We start from the raw sequence: 19,134 nt of genomic DNA, 5'->3' as shown, positions 1-19,134 counted from the left end.
TTTATGATATAAATGCAGCGCCTGCTTTATCTATCTGGAGGATGAACGCTTCACATTCCCGAATCATCGTTTCGGCACCGCTGTTTGCCGTTATCGTGTGTTTCTTTAACAATTCCAAAATGGGATGGTTGGGACCAAACGCCGAAAATGTAGATTTGATGCGGTGCAGGATACGGGCCACCTCATGAGCATTGCCTGTGGCAGCAGCTGCGCGCAGGGCATCTTTATCAAGTGCCCACTGCTTTTGTATCTCTACCAGCAATTCATTCATAACGGTTTCATCGCCTCCAACCAGTTCTATAAAAAATTCCATCCCGCTGGCTGCATCTGCTGCCGCTGCAGGCCGTACCACATCGGACCGCAGCGGCATCCATTTTAAGATTTTGCTAATAATATCGGGTTCCTCAATAGGTTTTGAGATATAGTCATTAAACCCGGCAGCAAAGCACCGCTTGATCTCATTTTCCATAACATAGGCTGTCATGGCAATAGCCGGCGTGTGAATGTGCAGCTCTTCCCGGATGATGGAGATGGCTTTGTAGCCATTCATATGCGGCATCTGAATGTCCATCAGGATCAGATCATAATGTTTGGTCTGTATCCGCTCCAGGGCTTCCAGGCCATTTTCAGCTACCTCTATATGCAGCTGGTATTTCCTCAGCAGGTGTTTAAGCAACACCCGGTTTGCCGCATTGTCTTCTACCACCAATGCGGTATGCCCGGAAAAATCAGCGCTTGGCTTGCCGGCTTTTTTATCGGTTACAACGGGAGCATCGGTTACTTTTTCAAAAACTGCGGTAAACGTAAATTTAGAGCCCAGCCCGATTTCGCTGTTTACCGAAACCGTTCCACCCATATTTTCAACCAGGCTTTTTACGATGCTTAACCCAAGGCCGGTACCGCCATGCTGACGGGTGGTCATTTGTTCCAGCTGTTCAAAACGATCGAAAATAAGATCCACTTTTTCCTTTGGAATGCCTTCACCGGTGTCTTTTACACTAAACACCAGTTTATATGCATCCTCTTTTTCAAATGGCAATTGGGCCACATGAATGTGTACGCCACCATAGGATGTAAACTTAATAGCGTTATTGATCAGGTTGACCAGTACTTGCTTCAGCCGTTCCGGATCTCCTTTTATAAACTCGGGGGTTTGCGGATCAATATCCCAGTGGTAAGTTAATTTCTTTTCATTTACAAGCGCCGAAAACATGCGTTTCAGGTCTTCAAACAATTCCGGGAGATTGAAAGGAATGCGTTTGATGCGCAGCTTGCCCGCCTCAATAGAAGAAAAGTCCAGGATATCATTTACAATATGCAGGAGGTTATACCCGTTGGAGATGATCGTATTGGTATATTCCTTTTGAGTATTGCTGAGGGGCGTATCGGATAACAGGTTGCCAAAACCAATGAGTGAGTTTAACGGCGTTCGCAGTTCATGGCTCATATTTGCCAGGAAATCGTCCTTGGCATTTTTGCTTTTGACAGCAGCCTCCCTAGCCAGGCGCAGTTCCTTTATGAGTACCAGCTGCTGCCACTGCCGGATCACAATAATGGTTGTAAAGATGAGTACAACAATAACTGCGGCGATGGATAATACCCGGTTATAAGCCGAAAGCTGGCTGGCATGTGTTGAGTTGGTAACCAGTGTTTGTTGTAACTGGTTCTCCAGGAACTTTTCAACCAATACCCCATAACGGTATACATCTTCCCCGGGTTTTGATTTCCGGAGAGAATCCGTGAGGTTGTTCAGCAGTCGTGCGTCGTTCTGCTGACGGGCGTCTAAAACGGCATAGGATAAATTCAACTGAGCATTAACGGCATCCATCAGGCTTTTCAGGTTGGGTATATGCCCTTTTCGTCCAATGGCTTCATTAAGAATATTGGCGTTGTATCCAAACAAAGTAAGGGAGTCGCCCAGTACGTCTGAAGAATCGGCCCGGGTAACAGCGCTAATCTGACTGAACCTGGATTGCAATGTGAACGACATGTTCACCAGGTGTTGCATTTCATTGCTGGTTTTAAAGGTTTCAACCGCCTCGATGTTTCCTTTTTGCAGCGCCTGTGTAGCTTTATCAGTAAGTGTTTGCGTGAAGATGATGCTGGCAACGAGTAAAAAAGCAAAGAAAATAAGCAAAAAATAGTTATAGTTTCTTTTTTGCATAATTACATATAATATTATTTAAGTGCCAGGCACTGATTTTACTAAAGGTCACAGGATAAGCATCTGCCTGCGACGTCCTCACTTCCCAATGGTACGTTCTTAATTCGGGAGTCCAAAATTATATATATTCTCATTCTAATTCAAAAAGAAGGCAGGTATTTCCAGTTGCAGTTGCGGGCTGGTTTACAAGCCATACCCTCATTACCGGTCGTATTTAGCGGAATATACGGAGGTATCTGACTGATATCAAAGGCATTGCGTTTCCCTGCGTTAGAAGGCATTTCCGGAACCACCCTGCAAAAAAAGCGTCATTTTTGGTAAAACTGTTTCCCGGTATACAGAAAGCTGGTATCTTAGTCGTTTAAAAAGCGGATTTGTATCCTTAAAATATATTTCCATTGGCTTACTTATACCTAAAAGCAGTTCATATCATTTTTGTGGTTACCTGGTTCGCAGGTCTCTTCTATATGCCGCGTTTATTTATTTATAATGTGGAGGCCAATGAACAGCCGCAACCGGCACAGGATCTCTTACACCGCCAGTTTGCTAAAATGATGAAGCCACTTTGGTATGGGATTACCTGGCCCTCCGCAATTATTACGCTCATTATGGGACTTTCGGTACTTCTTAGCGGCCCATGGGGTTCGTTGTTATTGAAACCAGAGGGGTTCTGGCTTTTACTCAAACTGATCCTGGTGCTGTTCCTGTACGCCTATCACTATTCATTGCACCGGATCTTTAAACAACAGATGGCGGGTATTTACAAATACAGTTCTGACCAGTTGCGCATGTGGAACGAGGTGGCGACCATCTTCCTTGTTGCCATCGTAATGCTGGTGGTGGTAAAAAAAGAAATCAGTGTGATATGGGGCCTGGTAGGCATGATCCTGCTGATCTTTATCCTGATGCTGGCCATCCGTATTTATAAACGTGTACGGACAAAAAAACGTTCGGGTTAAGGACCCGCTTTTGATTGTTTTCTTTTACAAGTGCGTATATATATCTTGTTCCGGGTGCGGTTCCTAACATTCGACGTTCCTGTAAATATAACAGCCGGCCTCACTGGGATGATCCAATACCTGGTCGCCCCGTTTCTCATTGCGCAATAAATGAATGATCATGAAATCGCCGGTAGCGGCCATAATAAAAAAAATACCCGTTACCAACAGGTAAAAATTACCGGTGATAACAGCCGCTATTGCCGGCAGTATCCCCAATATTATTGCAGGCATCAGGGCTCCCAGTACATAATGGCGCACCTGCAGCGGTTCTTTGCAATGGCAATAGGGCGTTGCATATTTGCGCAGAATGCCATATCTCATAGACCGGTGTCCATTGCGCGCAAACAACGACCAGGTAAGCCCGTGGATGAGCTCATGTAACACAATGCCTGCTCCAATCACCAGCAGCGGTATCATGCCCAGCAGGTATGAATACCGGGTTGTAAGTTGCCGGAACGTTCCTTTTATATGTGCTGCAGTAAATTGTTCGGTCCAGATCGCATAATATGGTACACCGAATGCAATCACCGCTGTCAACAGTGTTAAAAACGCATACCGGTTGGCTTTTTGCAAATCGATAATCAGCAGCTCCTTTTGATATGTATCCCCGGTATCTTCAGTCATATCCGTTTTATTTGAAAATGCGGTCTTTGTGAACAGGCCGGCCTATAGTTTGTTCCGTTTTCTACCACATGGCCACCAACAACAAAGGACCGCCAGATAGCGGTCCTTCTGTATGTATAAACAATTTCTATTTTATTGTCTTTGCCCCTTCTGGTTGCTGAATTTATGTGCATCAGAAGGAATTACCGGGTGACCGGAAGGTGTTGTGCTCTCCTTGAAATAACGATCGTACTTGTTCCGCATATTCTTGTAAGAATGACCATCCGCCAGGAACGCGATAATAAACCAGATGAACAGCAGCAACGGAACCACGATGGTCATGATAAAGTTGCGGATCTCATCGCCAAGGTGCATGAACACGGAAACAATGTAATATGCTTTTGCCAGTGTTAAGATACAAACGACTCCTTTTATCAAAAGCAGCGCAGTATGACTGGGTTCTCCTTTGTGCAGGGCATAAATCGTAAACCCGAGGGCCAACTCGGCAATGGTCAGAATAGTGAGAATAAGGGTTGTTTTCTTAACCCGGTGTTTAAAGGTAGCATCGTCTGTATGATGCGCAAAGCTTACTTCCGGGTAGGCTGCAGACGGTGATATATCTTTTGTTGGATCGTAATGTTGTGACATAATTTCTTAAATTTCAAATATCAAATTCCAAAATACAAAGTCGATTCTAGCTTCCCCCGCTTCCGGAAGGAATCGGGCGGTATTTATACCAGATAAAAACAAAGGAATACAAATACCCAAACCAGGTCTACAAAGTGCCAGTACAAACCGATCTTTTCGATCATCAGGTAATGGCCTCTGCGATCATATACCCCCATTTTTGTCTGGATCAGCATAATGATCAGCAGGATCACCCCAACCGATACGTGGAAACCATGGAAACCGGTAATGCCGTAGAAGAATCCGCCAAAGGCAGCAGGTCCGGGTTTACGCACCACCATTTCACTATTGGAAAGTAACTGAATCAGCTGATCTTTGGGCGTTTGCAGCAACTCGGCATGACTTGCATGAGAAAGATGTTGCTCATGTACCAGCGTAGCCAGCGTTTCCGGTGAAGTTTTTGCCAGCGCCGGTGCTACATCCTGTGGCAGTACGATCTCACCCCAGGGGTTAAAGCCATTCCGCTGTGCCATTACCTCGATATGGTCACCCACTAGAACGGGATTCTTAGCGGTTAAAAGGTGCGTCCACTCCCAGGCCTGGCAACTTAAGAAGATCAACCCTCCGATAATGGTAAGCAGGAGGTATTTTTCCACTCCCTTTCTATCGCGGTTATGGCCTGCATGCACCGCCAGCACCATGGTAACGGAACTGATGATCAGCACAAAGGTCATTACACTCACAAATGCCAGCGGCAGGTTTGCATGTCCCGCAAAAGGAAATGTATTAAACACAATGCTGGGCTCCGGCCAGTAGTTCAGTCCAAAACGTACGGTACCCAATGAGATGAGGAAGGCTCCGAACGTAAAAGAGTCACTCAGCAGGAAATACCACATCATTATCTTCCCATACTCTATGTTAAACGGACTCTTTCCCCCGCTCCACCACTTGGTATTATGTGTTACTGTCTGTTCCATATTTGATTCGATCAATTTTGTAAAAGTTGTTTATCCCAGAATTATGAAAAATATCATTAAATAGAGCCAAAGCAGATCCACAAAATGCCAGTACATTCCCATTACTTCAACGGGCACGGCATCATAGGATTTTGTTTTTCCTGCAATCGACTTTAAAAAGATCACCAGCAGCGCAATCACCCCGCCAATCACGTGCACCGCATGTAAACCGGCAATGGCGTAAAAGAACTGTCCGGCACCTGAAGCCCCTTTAAACTGAACATTGCTGTTCCAGAGCTGGTTAAAACCGATCACCTGGCAGATCACAAAAGCGGCTCCCAGCAGGAAGGTGATGCCCAGTAATCCACGGTACTGCCGCATTCCCCGGCTCTTGAAAGCTTTTATGGCCATCAGCATCGTAAGACTGCTTGCCAGTATGAGTACCGTAGATACCCAGAAAATACCGGGTAATACAAAGGTTCTCCAACCGGCCTGATTGCTTTTTACGATAAACGCACTGGTGAGCCCGGCAAACATCATCAGTATACTTGCAATAGCCACCCACAGCGCAAACTTATGCGGATGCAGTTTTCTATGTTGCTGTTCACTCACGATACTTGTGTTCATATATAATTTCTTATCAATAATGGTCTGTCAATAATCAGGCTTTCGCCAGTAAAAGCGCCAGCAAAACCACCGGCAGATGAATATAACTTCCAAACATCACTTTTCTTGCTGAAGGCACATCCATTTTATTATAAAGTGTCACGGACCTTCCAATGAGGAAAAGATTTGCCGCAATGATCAACACGGCTCCGATCATGCCTTTTACAGTTCCATACTCGCAGATCCCAACAAAAAAGGGCGCAACGGTAATGGGCAGCATCAACAATGAATACACCACTGTTTGCAAGGCTGTAAACCGGGTTGGTCCCTTATCGCTGGGCAGCAATTTAAAACCCACACTGCTGTAGTCCTTATGTGCTACCCAGGCAATGGCCCAAAAATGGGGAAACTGCCACAGGAACTGGATCCCAAACAACACAATACCACCCAACCAGTTGATCTGCTGACCGGGAACAAAGCCGGCCACCCAACCGATCAAACAGGGAAACGCCCCGGGAAACGCTCCTACCAAAACGGCTACAGAGTTTACTTTTTTTAAAGGCGTATATACAAAGGCATACAGGAAGAGGCTAAACGCCGCCAGTGCTCCTGCGGTCCAGTTAAAGTAATACCCTAAAATAAAGATTCCTACCGCGCCGCTGAAAATGGCAAATCCCCAGCCCTGCTCGGGTGTTAACCGCCCGGCCGCAATCGGACGTTTTGCCGTCCGTTTCATTTGCGCATCTGTATCCCTTTCTACAACCTGGTTGATGGTGTTGGCACTACCTGTTACCAGCAATCCACCTACAAAGAGCAAAACGATCCTCCACCAATCATACATCACATCCGGTACCAGCAGGTAACTGATCACACTGCTGAAAACCACCATTATACTTAGTGAGGGCTTCATCAACTGGAGGAAATCCTTCACTCCACCCTCTGCTGCTTTTTTCAATTTTATATATTTAGTCAATAGGCAATGGTTAAGGTCAATGGCACTCCCTATTGACTACTCACCATTCGCCTCTAATGTGAGCTTTCATTCTCACCAACCGGTTCGGTTTGCGGAATAAAATCTCTTCCGTCTTTACCATAATCGTATGCCCAACGGTGTACCTCAGGAATCTCTCCGTCCCAGTTACCATGTCCGGGATGAATAGGAGTGGTCCACTCCAGGGTAGTGGCATCCCATGGATTCTGTGTACGAACCCTTCTTCCTTTATACATCGAATAGAAATAGTTGAAAACGAACATCAGCTGTACCGCAAACACGATGATGGTTACCACAGTGATCATGGCATCCAGGCTGTGGAACTGACCAAAGCTTACCCAGCTGCTCTTATCCAGGTAACGTCTGGGCATCCCGGCAAATCCCTGGTAGTGCATGGGCCAGAAGATCAGGTAGGCACAAACGATGGTTACCCAGAAGTGGATATAACCCAATGTATTGTTCATATACCGCCCGAACATTTTGGGGAACCAGTGATAAATACCCGCAAACATTCCGAAGAAGGCCGATACTCCCATTACAATATGGAAGTGCGCGATCACAAACATGGTGTCATGCAGGTGAATATCGATGGTTGAGTTACCCAGGAAGATACCGGTAAGACCACCGGAGATAAAGATGCTTACAAAACCAATGGCGAAGAGCATGCCCGGGGTGAACCGGATATTACCTCTCCAGATGGTGGTGATCCAGTTAAACACTTTAATAGCAGACGGGATCGCGATCAGCAGGGTGAGCAATACGAATACCGATCCGAGGAAGGGATTCATACCCGTTACAAACATGTGGTGCGCCCATACCAGGAAGGCCAGTACGCAGATCGCCATCAGCGAAGCGATCATGGCCATGTAACCAAAGATCGGCTTACGGGAATTGATGGCCAGGATTTCGGAGGCCAGTCCCATCGTTGGCATAATAATGATATATACCTCAGGGTGCCCCAGGAACCAGAACAAGTGCTGGTACAGAATGGCGCTACCACCTTCATTGGGCAGGGCCTGACCTGCTACAAAAATATCGCTGAGGTAGAAGCTGGTACCCAGGTGACGGTCGAACATCAGCAGCACCAGACCAGACAACAGTACGGGGAAGGACAGCACGCCCAGGATGGCGGTAAATAACAGCGCCCAGATGGTCAGCGGCAAGCGTGTCATCGACATACCCTTGGTACGCATGTTCAAAATGGTAGAAATATAGTTCAAACCACCCAGCAGCTGTGATGCTACAAACAGGGTCATGGCAATGATCCAGAGATCCATACCACTTTTAGAACCCTGCGAAGCCAGTCCCAACGCACTTAACGGCGGATATACCGTCCAGCCACCTGCAGCAGGACCTGTTTGGGTGAATAAAGAAGATAACATTACAATGCTGGCGGCAAAGAACATCCAGTAAGACAGCATGTTCATAAACGGAGACGCCATATCCCGTGCACCAACCTGTAAAGGAATCAGCAGGTTGGCAAAGGTTCCGCTCAATCCGGCTGTTAATACAAAGAAGATCAGCACGGTTCCGTGCATGGTGGTCAGCGCATAATAAAATTCGGGTTTGATCTTTCCACCCTCGGCCCAGCGACCGAAAAAGGTTTCCAGGATGGGGAAAGACTGATCAGGAAAACCCAGTTGTAAACGAAACAGTACCGAGAATAAACCGCCGATAATTGCCCAGATAATACCTGTTACAAGAAATTGCTTGGCAATCATCTTGTGATCCATACTGAAGATATACTTCGATATGAATGTTTCCTTGTGATGATGAACATGTGGCTCTCCGGAATGACCATGACTCGCAACCCCATGCTGAATATGTAAAGTATCGCTCATAATTAACGTTTAAAAAACTGACCTATCTTTCTTTATCAAAAAAATTACTTCTTGCCCGCTGAATCTTTCTTTACTGCAGTTGCTGTGTCAGCTGTTACTGCTTTAACTGAATCTGTTGCAGCCGGTGCCGCAGTGGAATCTTTGGAAGCCGTTGCGCCAGCAGCCGGTGCTGCGGGAGCCGCAGCTTCTTTCATTTGTACATACTTGGGCTTCTGGGAAGCCATCCACTGATCAAATTCCTCCTGCGTTTCCACAATGATTTCACCCCTCATCCCTGTATGCCCTGCACCGCACATCTGGTCGCAGGCCAATTCGTATACAAATTTACTGTTTCCGGTTTCTTTAATCATGTCCTTCGTGGTTTTTATCGGCGTAAACCACAAGGTAGTAGGTGTGCCCGGAACCGCATCCATTTTTAAGCGGAAATGCGGAAGTCCCACACTGTGTATCACATCTTTAGCACCGATGATCAGCCTCACCGGCTTTCCTACAACCAGGTGCATCTGGCCACTTACATACACATCATCATGGTTAGCCGCATCCTCCCAGATCTGTCCTAAAGGATTGTCGTGTACCTCGTCAATGTTCTTATAATATTTTTTTCCAAAAACACCGTCCTTACCCGGGTAACGGAACTCCCATTTGAACTGGCTACCGGTAACCTCTATCTGCATGGCATTTTCCGGTGCAGCCCCTGTAATACGGTACCAGTAAACAATACCAAAACCGATCAGGATCGTTAATACGATCGCAGGCACCACCGTCCACAACAACTCCAATTTATTGTTATGCGGGAAATAGTACACGGTACGTTTGTCCGACTCCTGGTATTTAAAAGAATACCAGAACAGCAGGATCTGCGTTCCAAAGAATACCAGACCGGTAGTAATGATGGTGTATTTCAGCATCCGGTCTACCAGGATCCCGTGATCCGAAGCCGAACTACCTAATTTCAAAATTTTATCGCCAAGTGTATGGTGCGCCCAATACACCCCAAACAATCCAACGATCAGAAATACCAGCAACAGGGCGGCATTGATCTTATTGGTTTGTTTCCTGGTTTTTTCTTCCCCCCGGATCACAGAAACAAATTCGCTTGCCCTTGCAATCTGAAAGGTTATAATAAAACCTAATATTAAAATGGCGAATATTAAAAAGTTTTGCATACGATGTTGTTCTAATATTTATTTCAACTACTATATTTAAATTTCTGTTTTCCGGATTAAGTATGGTGAATCACTGCTTCTTTTACAAACGGATGGTTCCGCGCTGTTAAAGCATGTTTGCTTAAGGTTCTACCGGTCACAAACATGATGATACCGATAAAGCCCAGACCAATTCCCATATCAAACAGGATCATCGGCACTTTAGTGGGCGATACGGCAGGGAATACCATCTGGAAGAAATCCAGCCAGTGCCCGAAAATAACCAGCACCGATACAATTGTAACAATGGTATAGTTTCTTTTAGAGTCCCGGCTCATGAAGATCAGGATGGGGGCCACAAAGTTGATGATCAGCATCATCCAGAAAATAGCGCTGTAAATACCTTCTGCTCTTGGCTTAAAGTATACGGTTTCTTCGGGAATGTTTGCATACCAGATCAGCATGAACTGGGCAAACCACAAATAGGTCCAGAAGATCGAAAAGGCAAAAATGAATTTACCCAGATCGTGCAGGTGTTCTTTATTTACCAGGGGCAGGTAGCCATTGTTCTTTAAGAAAACCACGTACAATGCAATCAGCGACAAACCAGCAACAAACGTACTGGCGAAGTTATACCAGCTGAACATGGTACTGTACCAGTGTGCATCAATACTCATGATCCACAACCAGGGAACAGAAGACATTACGGTTAATGCAAATACCACGATGTACAGTGCCGCCATTACGGTGTTGTTCCAAACAAATTTCTTTCTTTTCTCCAGCGTGCTTACCACTTCGCCTTCATCTGTTTTCAGCGACATCTGGCGCATTTTCCATCCCAGGAACGACCATAATACTACGGTAAGAATGGTAACGGTAGCAAAAAAGCCTTTGCTTAAGAAGCCGCTTTTATGCTCCAATACCGGATCGTGTGCTACATGTTCGGCATCTGTCCAGTGATAAATAGTATGATGATCTCCAAAGCACAACGCCAGCAAAATCACCAGTGCAATCACACCAATTACCGGTACACAGGAGGCAATCGCTTCGGTAACACGGGTAAAGGCGATCTGCCATCCACCCCAGGCCAGGGTAGTAGCACACATAAAAAACATGGCCGCATTTACCACCAGCAGGAAGTATACGCTGTTCTGGAGCAAACTGGCCCAAAAGCGCGCACGATTATCGTGATCCCCCTCGCCTCCAGTTGTCACAAACAGGGAAATAGCTGCGATGACACCGACCACCATTAACGCGAACGCTATCGTGTTATATCTTTTTGCAGGTATGAATTTTTCCGTAGTTGACGTTGACATTCGAATCTTATATTAATAGTTCTGTGAATTAGTTATTATTTTTTTGCTGTAGCATCTGCTGCCACTGCTGCTGTGGCTGTTTTAGTGCTATCAGTAGCGGCTCCCGGAGCTGCAGCACCAACGCCCTGCTTGGACTTGATAAACTTGATGATCTCCCATCTTTGTTTAGGACTCAGCTGGGAAGCATAACTTCCCATCTGCCCTTTGCCATACGTAACAGAATAAAACATAGTACCGGCAGGAAGCGCTTTCATATCCGCGGCCATAAAATCCTTCGGAGCTGCGGTATAAGGACCGTCACCCCCGTTGAACAGCGGGCCGTTACCATCCAGTTTGGCACCGTGGCAGATGCCGCAGTTTACCAGGTATAAGCGCTCTGCTTCTTTCATATCAATTTTAGCGCTGGTAGAATCCAGGGGATTTTTTAATCCTGCAGACTGGGCATATCCTATCGAATCATGCGGCAGGTTAAACGCAAATTCCGCATCCTCTCCTCTTGCTACCGTACCCGGCACCGGTTTGCGATTGTAAAAAACACCTTCTTTTTCCAGATCGGCAGTGGAAGCATAGGTTTCATAAGCCCTGCTATAGGTCATGTCCGGCATATATGAATGACCGGGGTTACTATCTGCTCCGCAACCAGCCGCTATCGCGCTAAAAGCCACCGTTGCTATAACTATATATTTATTCATGTTTCCTTTTATTCTTTTAAGTTATTTGTTATCCGCTAATAAGCTAACTATTAACCATTAACTATTAACTTTTTATACTGCTGCTACTTTTTTACCAAAGCGAACCGTCTCCCGGTCGTAACGGCCAAACCACCAGCCGGTTTCCCGGCTCTGGATCTGTACATCCTGGGCACCGGCCTCTTTCAGGAATGCGATCGCTTCCGCTTCGTTTGTTTTGTCGGTACACTCAATAGCCATTACAAATGTATCGTCGGTGCTGCGCGGGTTAAAATGATCCTTCTTTACAAAAGGCGCCAATTGGCAAAGCCAGCAAAACGTAAGTACCATCCCAACCGCTGAAAACAGAACGGTCAGCTCAAACATGATGGGTATCCATGCAGGCAGCGAAAAGAACGGCTTGCCCCCGAAATTGATCTGCCAGTCACGCGCCAGCGCCCAGCCAATAAAACTGATTGCGGTAGTGGTACCGGTAATCCCATATATAAAACCGGCAATGTGCAGGTCTGTATCCTTCATTCCCAGCTCCTTGTCTAAACCATGGATGGGGAAGGGGGTATACACATCATGTACCTTATAACCGGCGCGACGCACTTTCTTCACCGCAGGAAAAAGTACCGCTTCTTCGTAAAAATTGCCTGTGATAAACTTCTTGATGGCCATATTATCTATTTGTTTCAGGTTCAAAGTTTAAAAGTTCAAACTCCTTCCCTTATTATTTCTTTCTGTTTATTATTTCAAGTTGTTGAACGGTTAACGTTGAACATTAAACGTTAAACGTTGAACTTTAAACCCTTTATTAATGGTGTGCGTTCGCGTGTTCGAATGCCTCCAGCGACTCGTTCTCGTCTTTCTCCATCTGCTCTTTGAAATTGTCACCGCTGCGTTTCAGGATATGCTTGATCTCCGCAATGGCAATAACCGGGAAGAATTTAGAGAAGAGGAAGTAACAGGTAAAGAACAATCCGAATGTTCCCATATAGAACCCGATTTCCCAGATGGTAGGTGTATAATACGTACTCCAGGAGCTGGGCAGGTAATCGCGGTAGATAGAGGTAACGATGATCACAAAACGCTCGAACCACATACCGATATTTACCAGGATACTCATAAAGAAGGTTACCAGTAGGTTGCGGCGCATTTTCTTAAACCAGAAGATCTGGGGCGATAATACGTTACAACCCATCATCAGGTAATAGCTCCAGCCATAGGGGCTGCTGAGGTTTACCCGGTTTTCGCGGAATGCGAACCACTCATATTCCACATGGCTGTACCATGCAATAAACAACTCGGTTAAGTAGGCAATACCCACGATTGAACCGGTCAGTACAATTACCTTGTTCATTACATCGATGTGCTCCATCGTAATGTATTCTTCCAGGCCCAGTACCTTCCGGGTAATGAGCAGCAGGGTTTGCACCATTGCAAAACCGGAGAATACCGCACCCGCAACGAAGTAAGGCGGGAAGATTGTTGTATGCCATCCGGGAATTACGGAGGTAGCAAAGTCAAAAGATACAATGGTATGTACCGAAAGTACCAGGGGTGTACTTAATCCGGCCAGTACCAGCGATAATGCTTCATGACGCTGCCAGTGTTTGGTGCTTCCTGTCCATCCGAAAGAGGCCGCACCATAAAATAATTTACGCCATTTTAATTTTGCCCGGTCTCTTAATGTGGCCAGGTCAGGTAACAGACCGCAATACCAGAAGAGTAAAGAAACGGTAAAGTAAGTAGAGATCGCGAATACGTCCCAAAGCAGGGGCGAGTTAAAGTTTACCCACAGCGGACCACGGGTATTGGGATAAGGCATTACGAAGAAGGCATTCCACACACGGCCCATGTGCCAGATGGGGAACTGTCCTGCGCACATTACCGCAAAGATGGTCATCGCCTCCGCCGCACGGTTTACACCGGTTCTCCATCCCTGGCGGAACAGCAAGAGGATCGCCGAGATCAGGGTTCCTGCGTGACCGATACCTACCCACCATACGAAGTTGGTGATATCCCAGCCCCAACCGATGGTTTTATTCAGGTTCCACTGGCCGGTACCATACATAACCTCCATTGTAACGGAAACAACACCAAAGATCAATAAGCCAATGGAAATAATAAACCCAACCCACCAGAGTTTACTTGGAGTGGCCTCCACAGGACGACATATATCTTCTGTAATCTGGTGATAGTCCTTGCTTCCTTCCACCAATGGTCCCCGTACTTGCGATTCGTATCTGTTTAGTGACATACTTTTATTTTGTTTGAGGTTTGAAGTTTAAAGTCTGAAGTTGTTTCCTCTAAACTTTTCCACCCTTTAACTTTAATACTTTTCTACTATTAATGATGTGCCGCTTCTTCATGCTTTTCTGCTGCCGGCACTGTTGCTCCATGATTTTCGCCATGACCGCCTTCTGCACCGTGCCCTTCTGCTCCATGCTCATTGCCTCCGATGATCTCATCTGTATTCCGGATCTTAGAGAAGTAACTTACGTTTGGCAATACGTGCAATTGCTCCAGCGAGTAGAACAGGCGCTGCGGATTATTTAACCGCACCTGGCTGATAGCGCTGTGCATATCTCTTGCATCACCAAATACGATTGCATTGGTAGAACAAGCCTGCTGACAAGCAGTTTTTGCTTCGCCGTCTTTCAGCGGACGGTTCTCTTTCTTCGCATCCAGTTTTGCGTGTTGCAGACGCTGGATACAGAAAGAACATTTTTCCATTACCCCTCTGGAACGCACTGTAACATCCGGGTTCAGCACCATACGGCTTACGGCATCGTTCATCTGGTGTACCACGGGATCCAGCACGCCTACCAGTTTCTGATCCTGGTTATTCGGGAAGGAATCCGCTCCGGTATAGTCGGCCCAGTTAAAGCGACGTACTTTAAACGGACAGTTGTTGGCGCAGTAACGGGTACCGATACAACGGTTGTATGCCATCTGGTTGATCCCTTCTGAGCTGTGGTTGGTAGCCGCTACCGGACAAACGTTCTCACAGGGAGCATTGTCGCAATGCTGGCAAAGCATTGGCTGGAATACCACCCCTTTCAGGTTATCGGGATCTTTGTCATCGCTTACGAAATAGCGGTCGATACGCAGCCAGTGCATATCGTGGTAACGCAATACCTCGCTCTTTCCTACCACCGGTACGTTATTTTCTGCATGACATGCCACCACACAGGCGCTACAGCCGGTGCAGGCGTTCATATCAATATTCATTCCCCACTTGATACCGGGCTTCTCATGATCCCCATAAAGGGTTGCCTCTTTTCTGAAATCGCCGGTATTTTTTGCGTAGTTCTCTACCAGCTTATTGCGGAAATCCAGGATCTCGTTGGGTTTTTTGCGATAGGTTGCCAGACTGGTTTCACGCACAACTTCCACACGCCCTTCATAGGAATTATGGATCTGTGTTTGTGCGATCTTTTCTTTTCTACCGGTATTTGAAACCGTTATATTGGTAACGAAGTAGTTGATGCCGCTTCCGTCTTTTGCCATGGAGGCAAAAGGAAACATATTCACACCTACCCCGGCTGCAGTTCTGCCCAGCTTTTCGCCGCGGCCATAACCGATTGCCACTGCAATGGTATTGGCATTCATACCCGGTGTAACAAGGATCGGCAGTTCAATAGTGTTCTTGCCGTCGCTTATTTTGATCACCGGTTTATCCGGGTAATATTCATAATCCACATCGGTTACAATACCCAGTTCCTTAGCCTTGGGTATGGATATCAGCGCATAGCTGCCCCAGTTTGCCTTGGAAACCGCATCCGGTAATTCCTGTAACCAGGGGTTCACCGCACCATAACCAGGCCCGATGGAAACTTTTTCATAAAGTACCAGTTCATCTTTTCCACCGGCCGGGTGTGCAGCAATAGCGGTAGCCGCTGCAGCCACCACACCTCCGTTAAAGGAGCCTGTACCGCTGGCAGCATCTTCCAGTACGCCATTCTCCAGTGCTTTGTGATACGCCGTTTCACTACCCGCTTTCTGGTGCCAGTAGTTCTTCACATACGTGTCATAATCTTCTGCACTGCCGCTCCATTTCAATAAAGAAGTTTGAAAAGGACGGGTTTTGAATAACGGGAAAATAGTAGGTTGGATAAAGCTGTAAACACCGGTTTTAGGTTCTGCATCGCCCCAGCTTTCCAAATAATGGGGAGCAGGCAGGATGTATTTACACAGTTCAGTGGTTTCGTCCATGCGATACCCGAAAGAAACCGTGGTCTTAATTTTTGATAAAGCGCTGGCAAAGCGTTTGCCGTCGAAATAATCGTAAACAGGGTTGGCTTCGTGGATCAGCAGCGCATCTACCTGTCCGCCTTCCATCTGAGCCAGCAGATCTGCAAATTCTTTATCGGTTCCTTTGCGGGACTGATCGGCTCTGGACCAATCGATCGTGGTACCATACGCGCCGATGGCATTATTGATCGCATTTACAACTACCTGGATGTTTACATCATTGCTGCCGCAAACCACCAGGGCCTTACCCGCAGCTGCTTTCAGCTCGCCGGCTACTTTAGCAATGCCTGCATTCAGTTTGGCGTCGGTTATTGCAGGAGCTGCAACCCCGCCACCTACTGCTGCCAGCAATGCCAGTGCTACCGCACCGGTTTGAGAAGGACGATGTGTAAAACGCTCGTCGGCATTGGAACCGGTTAAGCTCAGGAACGACTCAAACTGGTAATGTTTACTCATTGCCGGGTTCTTTTCGTCGATCCTTCTTCCTTTGGCATAACCTGCGGCATTTTCCTCGCTGCTCAGCCAGGTACCCAGGAAATCGGCTCCCAGGCTCACAATTACGGACGCCTGGTCAAATTTGTAAGAGGGTATTTTCCGTCCGAAGCCTGATACTTCATTGGCCAGGAGGATACCATTATAGCTCACCGCATCGTATTGTACAAGGCGGATCTTTGGATTTTTTGCAATCAGCTCCAACGTAGACGGGGAGTTGATGGTGCTTGTTAACAGCACAATCGAATTAGCTGTAGCCAGTTCCCCAGCAATGGTCTTATCCAGCACATCGTACATGCTTTCCTCAAACTTATTGCCCACTTTACGTTGAGGGAAACGCAGCCGGTGCATATCATAAAGATCCAACACCGAAGCCTGCACCCGGGCAGAGGTACCGCCGTTGGTGGCAGAAAGATAGTCGTTCCCTTCTATTTTGATCGGGCGGCCATCACGTACTTTGGCAATAACCGGAACCGCATCCCCACCCTGTGTAAAGGTGGTAGCATAATATTTTGCTTCACCAGGAATCAGGTTATCGGGCTTATTTCCATAAGGAATGGCTTCCCGCACTTTGGTATTACAGCTTGCTGCCAATGTTGCTGCAGCAGTACTGAAACCCAGGTATTTTAAGAAATCTCTTCTGGGTGCCTTCGCATCCATTAAACCTTTACTGTCAAAATCTTCAAAAGGGAGTTCATCACGAAACTCATCCTGAACCCGCTTTTGAAACTTTTCGGAATCATTTAATTCGCCGAAACCCTGCCAGTATTTATTGCTCATTTATCTCTGTTTGAATATTTTGAAAATTTACGCATTCGCTGGGGAGTGGTATGATACGCGCTCCCGCACTCTTTTAATAGTGACACTTCTGACACTCCAGACCACCGATATCTTTCACGGTCACGCTGTCCATTTTACCTGATTTGATGTCGTTATGGAACTTCTCGTAAATACTGTAAAACTGGTTACCGCTGGTAGAATCCACGTTAAAGTTCACTTTGGTTTCACGGTGACAGTTTACGCACCATCCCATGCTCAGCTCAGCAAACTGGTGTACCTCGTCCATCTGGTTGATTTCCCCATGACAGGTCTGGCACTGTACGTTACCCACTCTTACGTGTTGGCTGTGGTTAAAGTAAACGTGGTCAGGAAGGTTATGGATCTTTACCCAATCGATCGGTTTTGCTTTATTGGGATCCCATGCATCCGGGTTTTGAGGGTTAAAACCGGCATACTCATACAGTTTTGCAATTTCTGCTGAACCATCGATGGCATTGCCGTATTTATCTTTCAGCTCAGGGCCGTTGTATTTCTGGATCGTTTTATGACAGTTCATACACACATTCACCGAAGGCACCGCCGCTGTTTTGCTTTCCCATGCGTTGCCATGACAGTATAAACAGTTGATCTGGTTGATGCCGGCGTGTACTTTATGCGAGTAGAAGATCGGCTGCCGGGGTTCGTAATTTTTCTGCCGGTTCATGTTGATCATCGCTTTTGTGGTAAAGTAACCGCCAACAATGAACAACAGGATCGCTGCAGTGGCCAGGTAGATCTTGTTTTGCAGGAACGGAACGGCTTCAGGGCTCTTTTTGCCTTCAGTATCATCAGAGATCTTTCTCAGGTTCTTGTTTACAAAGATCAGGATGAGTGCCGCCAGGGCAAGGATCAGGGTAATGATACCATATAATAAGGGGTGCTGGCTGGAACCGCTATCTCCGGCTGCAGCACCTGCTGCACCGGCGCCTTCGCCTTTTCCTGCATCCAGTTTGCCACTTCCTTTGTCATCGATGTATTTTAAGATCGCATCTATTTGAGGATCAGTAAGATCCGGAAACGTCTGCATCACACTGGCCGTCAATTTAGATGTTTCTACAGCCTTCGGATAGCCGGAAGCAATCAGTTTCTGGTTATTCCGGATCCATTCATGCAGTTTGCCTTTATCTTCCCACTGGCCTTCGATTCCAAACAGCGCAGGACCTGTACTATTTGACTTCATATCAGGAGCATGACAAGAGGCGCACTTGGCGAGAAACAACTGTTTACCATCAGCGTCTTGTGCAGCAATTGAATTAAACCAGGAAAGAGTGAAAAGCGTTAGTATAATTAAGAAGAATCGGTTAATTATATACTTAGAAATAGTCATAAACGCATTAAATCTAAAAATGTGGATAAATGTCTCTGATCAACTGCAAAAATAAGGGTCGTGCTTAACAAAACAACAACATTTTATAAATTTTTTAAACCCGCTACCAGACTGTGTTTCAGCCGATTTTCAGGTGTATTTTTTTCAATTGAAAAAATCTTTGTCATTAAAAAGTCATCGGTTTATCATGCAGCTGAGTTGTTCACATCCAGTCTGTCTAGCACCATTCTTGATCTGCATCAACTTTTGAACCTTACATACAAACGACTGTAATTAATCTACGGATTTAGAACCGTTTAAGCGGCACGAACAGGC

General features: G+C 46.3%; 15 protein-coding genes. 1 reads left to right on the top strand and 14 read right to left on the bottom strand.

Annotated elements, in window-relative coordinates:
- Window position 1 precedes the first annotated feature (1 nt).
- Window positions 2-2,164 (bottom strand): ATP-binding protein, encoded by a 2,163-nt coding sequence (locus tag LQ567_RS18060; RefSeq protein WP_231006903.1) that lies wholly within the window; start codon window positions 2,162-2,164, stop codon window positions 2-4.
- Between the two features lie 398 nt (window positions 2,165-2,562).
- Between LQ567_RS18060 and LQ567_RS18055 the strand changes: the two genes are divergently transcribed.
- The gene (locus LQ567_RS18055) at window positions 2,563-3,123 is read left to right on the top strand and encodes a CopD family protein (protein WP_231006902.1); all 561 of its coding nucleotides are present in this window, start codon (window positions 2,563-2,565) and stop codon (window positions 3,121-3,123) included.
- 63 nt (window positions 3,124-3,186) lie between these two features.
- On the opposite strand, the gene LQ567_RS18050 is transcribed toward LQ567_RS18055, so the two are convergent.
- The 13 genes from LQ567_RS18050 to LQ567_RS17990 form a co-directional block, all read right to left on the bottom strand.
- Entirely contained in the window at window positions 3,187-3,789 is a 603-nt protein-coding gene (locus tag LQ567_RS18050; protein WP_231006901.1) for a DUF3267 domain-containing protein, read from the bottom strand.
- A gap of 132 nt (window positions 3,790-3,921) precedes the next feature.
- Window positions 3,922-4,416, bottom strand: coding sequence for a cytochrome C oxidase subunit IV family protein (locus LQ567_RS18045; RefSeq protein ID WP_231006900.1), 495 nt, complete (start codon window positions 4,414-4,416; stop codon window positions 3,922-3,924).
- Window positions 4,417-4,499: 83 nt separating this feature from the next.
- Window positions 4,500-5,372, bottom strand: coding sequence for a cytochrome c oxidase subunit 3 (locus tag LQ567_RS18040; protein ID WP_231006899.1), 873 nt, complete (start codon window positions 5,370-5,372; stop codon window positions 4,500-4,502).
- A 30-nt stretch (window positions 5,373-5,402) separates the two neighbouring features.
- Window positions 5,403-5,978: a cytochrome c oxidase subunit 3 gene (locus tag LQ567_RS18035; RefSeq protein ID WP_231006898.1), complete on the bottom strand. Its 576-nt coding sequence runs from the start codon at window positions 5,976-5,978 to the stop codon at window positions 5,403-5,405.
- 34 nt (window positions 5,979-6,012) lie between these two features.
- The gene (gene cyoE, locus LQ567_RS18030; RefSeq protein WP_231006897.1) at window positions 6,013-6,912 is read right to left on the bottom strand and encodes a heme o synthase; all 900 of its coding nucleotides are present in this window, start codon (window positions 6,910-6,912) and stop codon (window positions 6,013-6,015) included.
- Window positions 6,913-6,983: 71 nt separating this feature from the next.
- Window positions 6,984-8,789 (bottom strand): cytochrome c oxidase subunit I, encoded by a 1,806-nt coding sequence (locus LQ567_RS18025; protein WP_231006896.1) that lies wholly within the window; start codon window positions 8,787-8,789, stop codon window positions 6,984-6,986.
- A gap of 44 nt (window positions 8,790-8,833) precedes the next feature.
- Entirely contained in the window at window positions 8,834-9,955 is a 1,122-nt protein-coding gene (locus LQ567_RS18020) for a cytochrome c oxidase subunit II (RefSeq protein WP_231006895.1), read from the bottom strand.
- A 56-nt stretch (window positions 9,956-10,011) separates the two neighbouring features.
- A complete protein-coding gene (locus LQ567_RS18015; protein ID WP_231006894.1) occupies window positions 10,012-11,250 on the bottom strand; it encodes a quinol:cytochrome C oxidoreductase in 1,239 nt (412 codons plus the stop codon).
- A 35-nt stretch (window positions 11,251-11,285) separates the two neighbouring features.
- Window positions 11,286-11,942, bottom strand: a complete 657-nt coding sequence (locus tag LQ567_RS18010; RefSeq protein ID WP_231006893.1) for a c-type cytochrome — start codon at window positions 11,940-11,942, stop codon at window positions 11,286-11,288.
- 72 nt (window positions 11,943-12,014) lie between these two features.
- Window positions 12,015-12,602, bottom strand: coding sequence for a DUF3341 domain-containing protein (locus LQ567_RS18005; RefSeq protein WP_231006892.1), 588 nt, complete (start codon window positions 12,600-12,602; stop codon window positions 12,015-12,017).
- A 136-nt stretch (window positions 12,603-12,738) separates the two neighbouring features.
- On the bottom strand, window positions 12,739-14,184 hold the full coding sequence (gene nrfD / locus LQ567_RS18000) for an NrfD/PsrC family molybdoenzyme membrane anchor subunit (RefSeq protein ID WP_231006891.1): 1,446 nt from the start codon (window positions 14,182-14,184) through the stop codon (window positions 12,739-12,741).
- An 89-nt stretch (window positions 14,185-14,273) separates the two neighbouring features.
- Window positions 14,274-17,453 (bottom strand): TAT-variant-translocated molybdopterin oxidoreductase, encoded by a 3,180-nt coding sequence (locus LQ567_RS17995; protein WP_231006890.1) that lies wholly within the window; start codon window positions 17,451-17,453, stop codon window positions 14,274-14,276.
- Between the two features lie 73 nt (window positions 17,454-17,526).
- Window positions 17,527-18,819, bottom strand: coding sequence for a c-type cytochrome (locus LQ567_RS17990; protein ID WP_262909626.1), 1,293 nt, complete (start codon window positions 18,817-18,819; stop codon window positions 17,527-17,529).
- Between the last annotated feature and the right edge of the window lie 315 nt (window positions 18,820-19,134).

This window comes from Niabella pedocola (assembly GCF_021044425.1).
GTDB classification, from domain to species: Bacteria; Bacteroidota; Bacteroidia; order Chitinophagales; family Chitinophagaceae; genus Niabella; species Niabella pedocola.
This window is presented reverse-complemented; position numbering and strand designations above follow the sequence as displayed.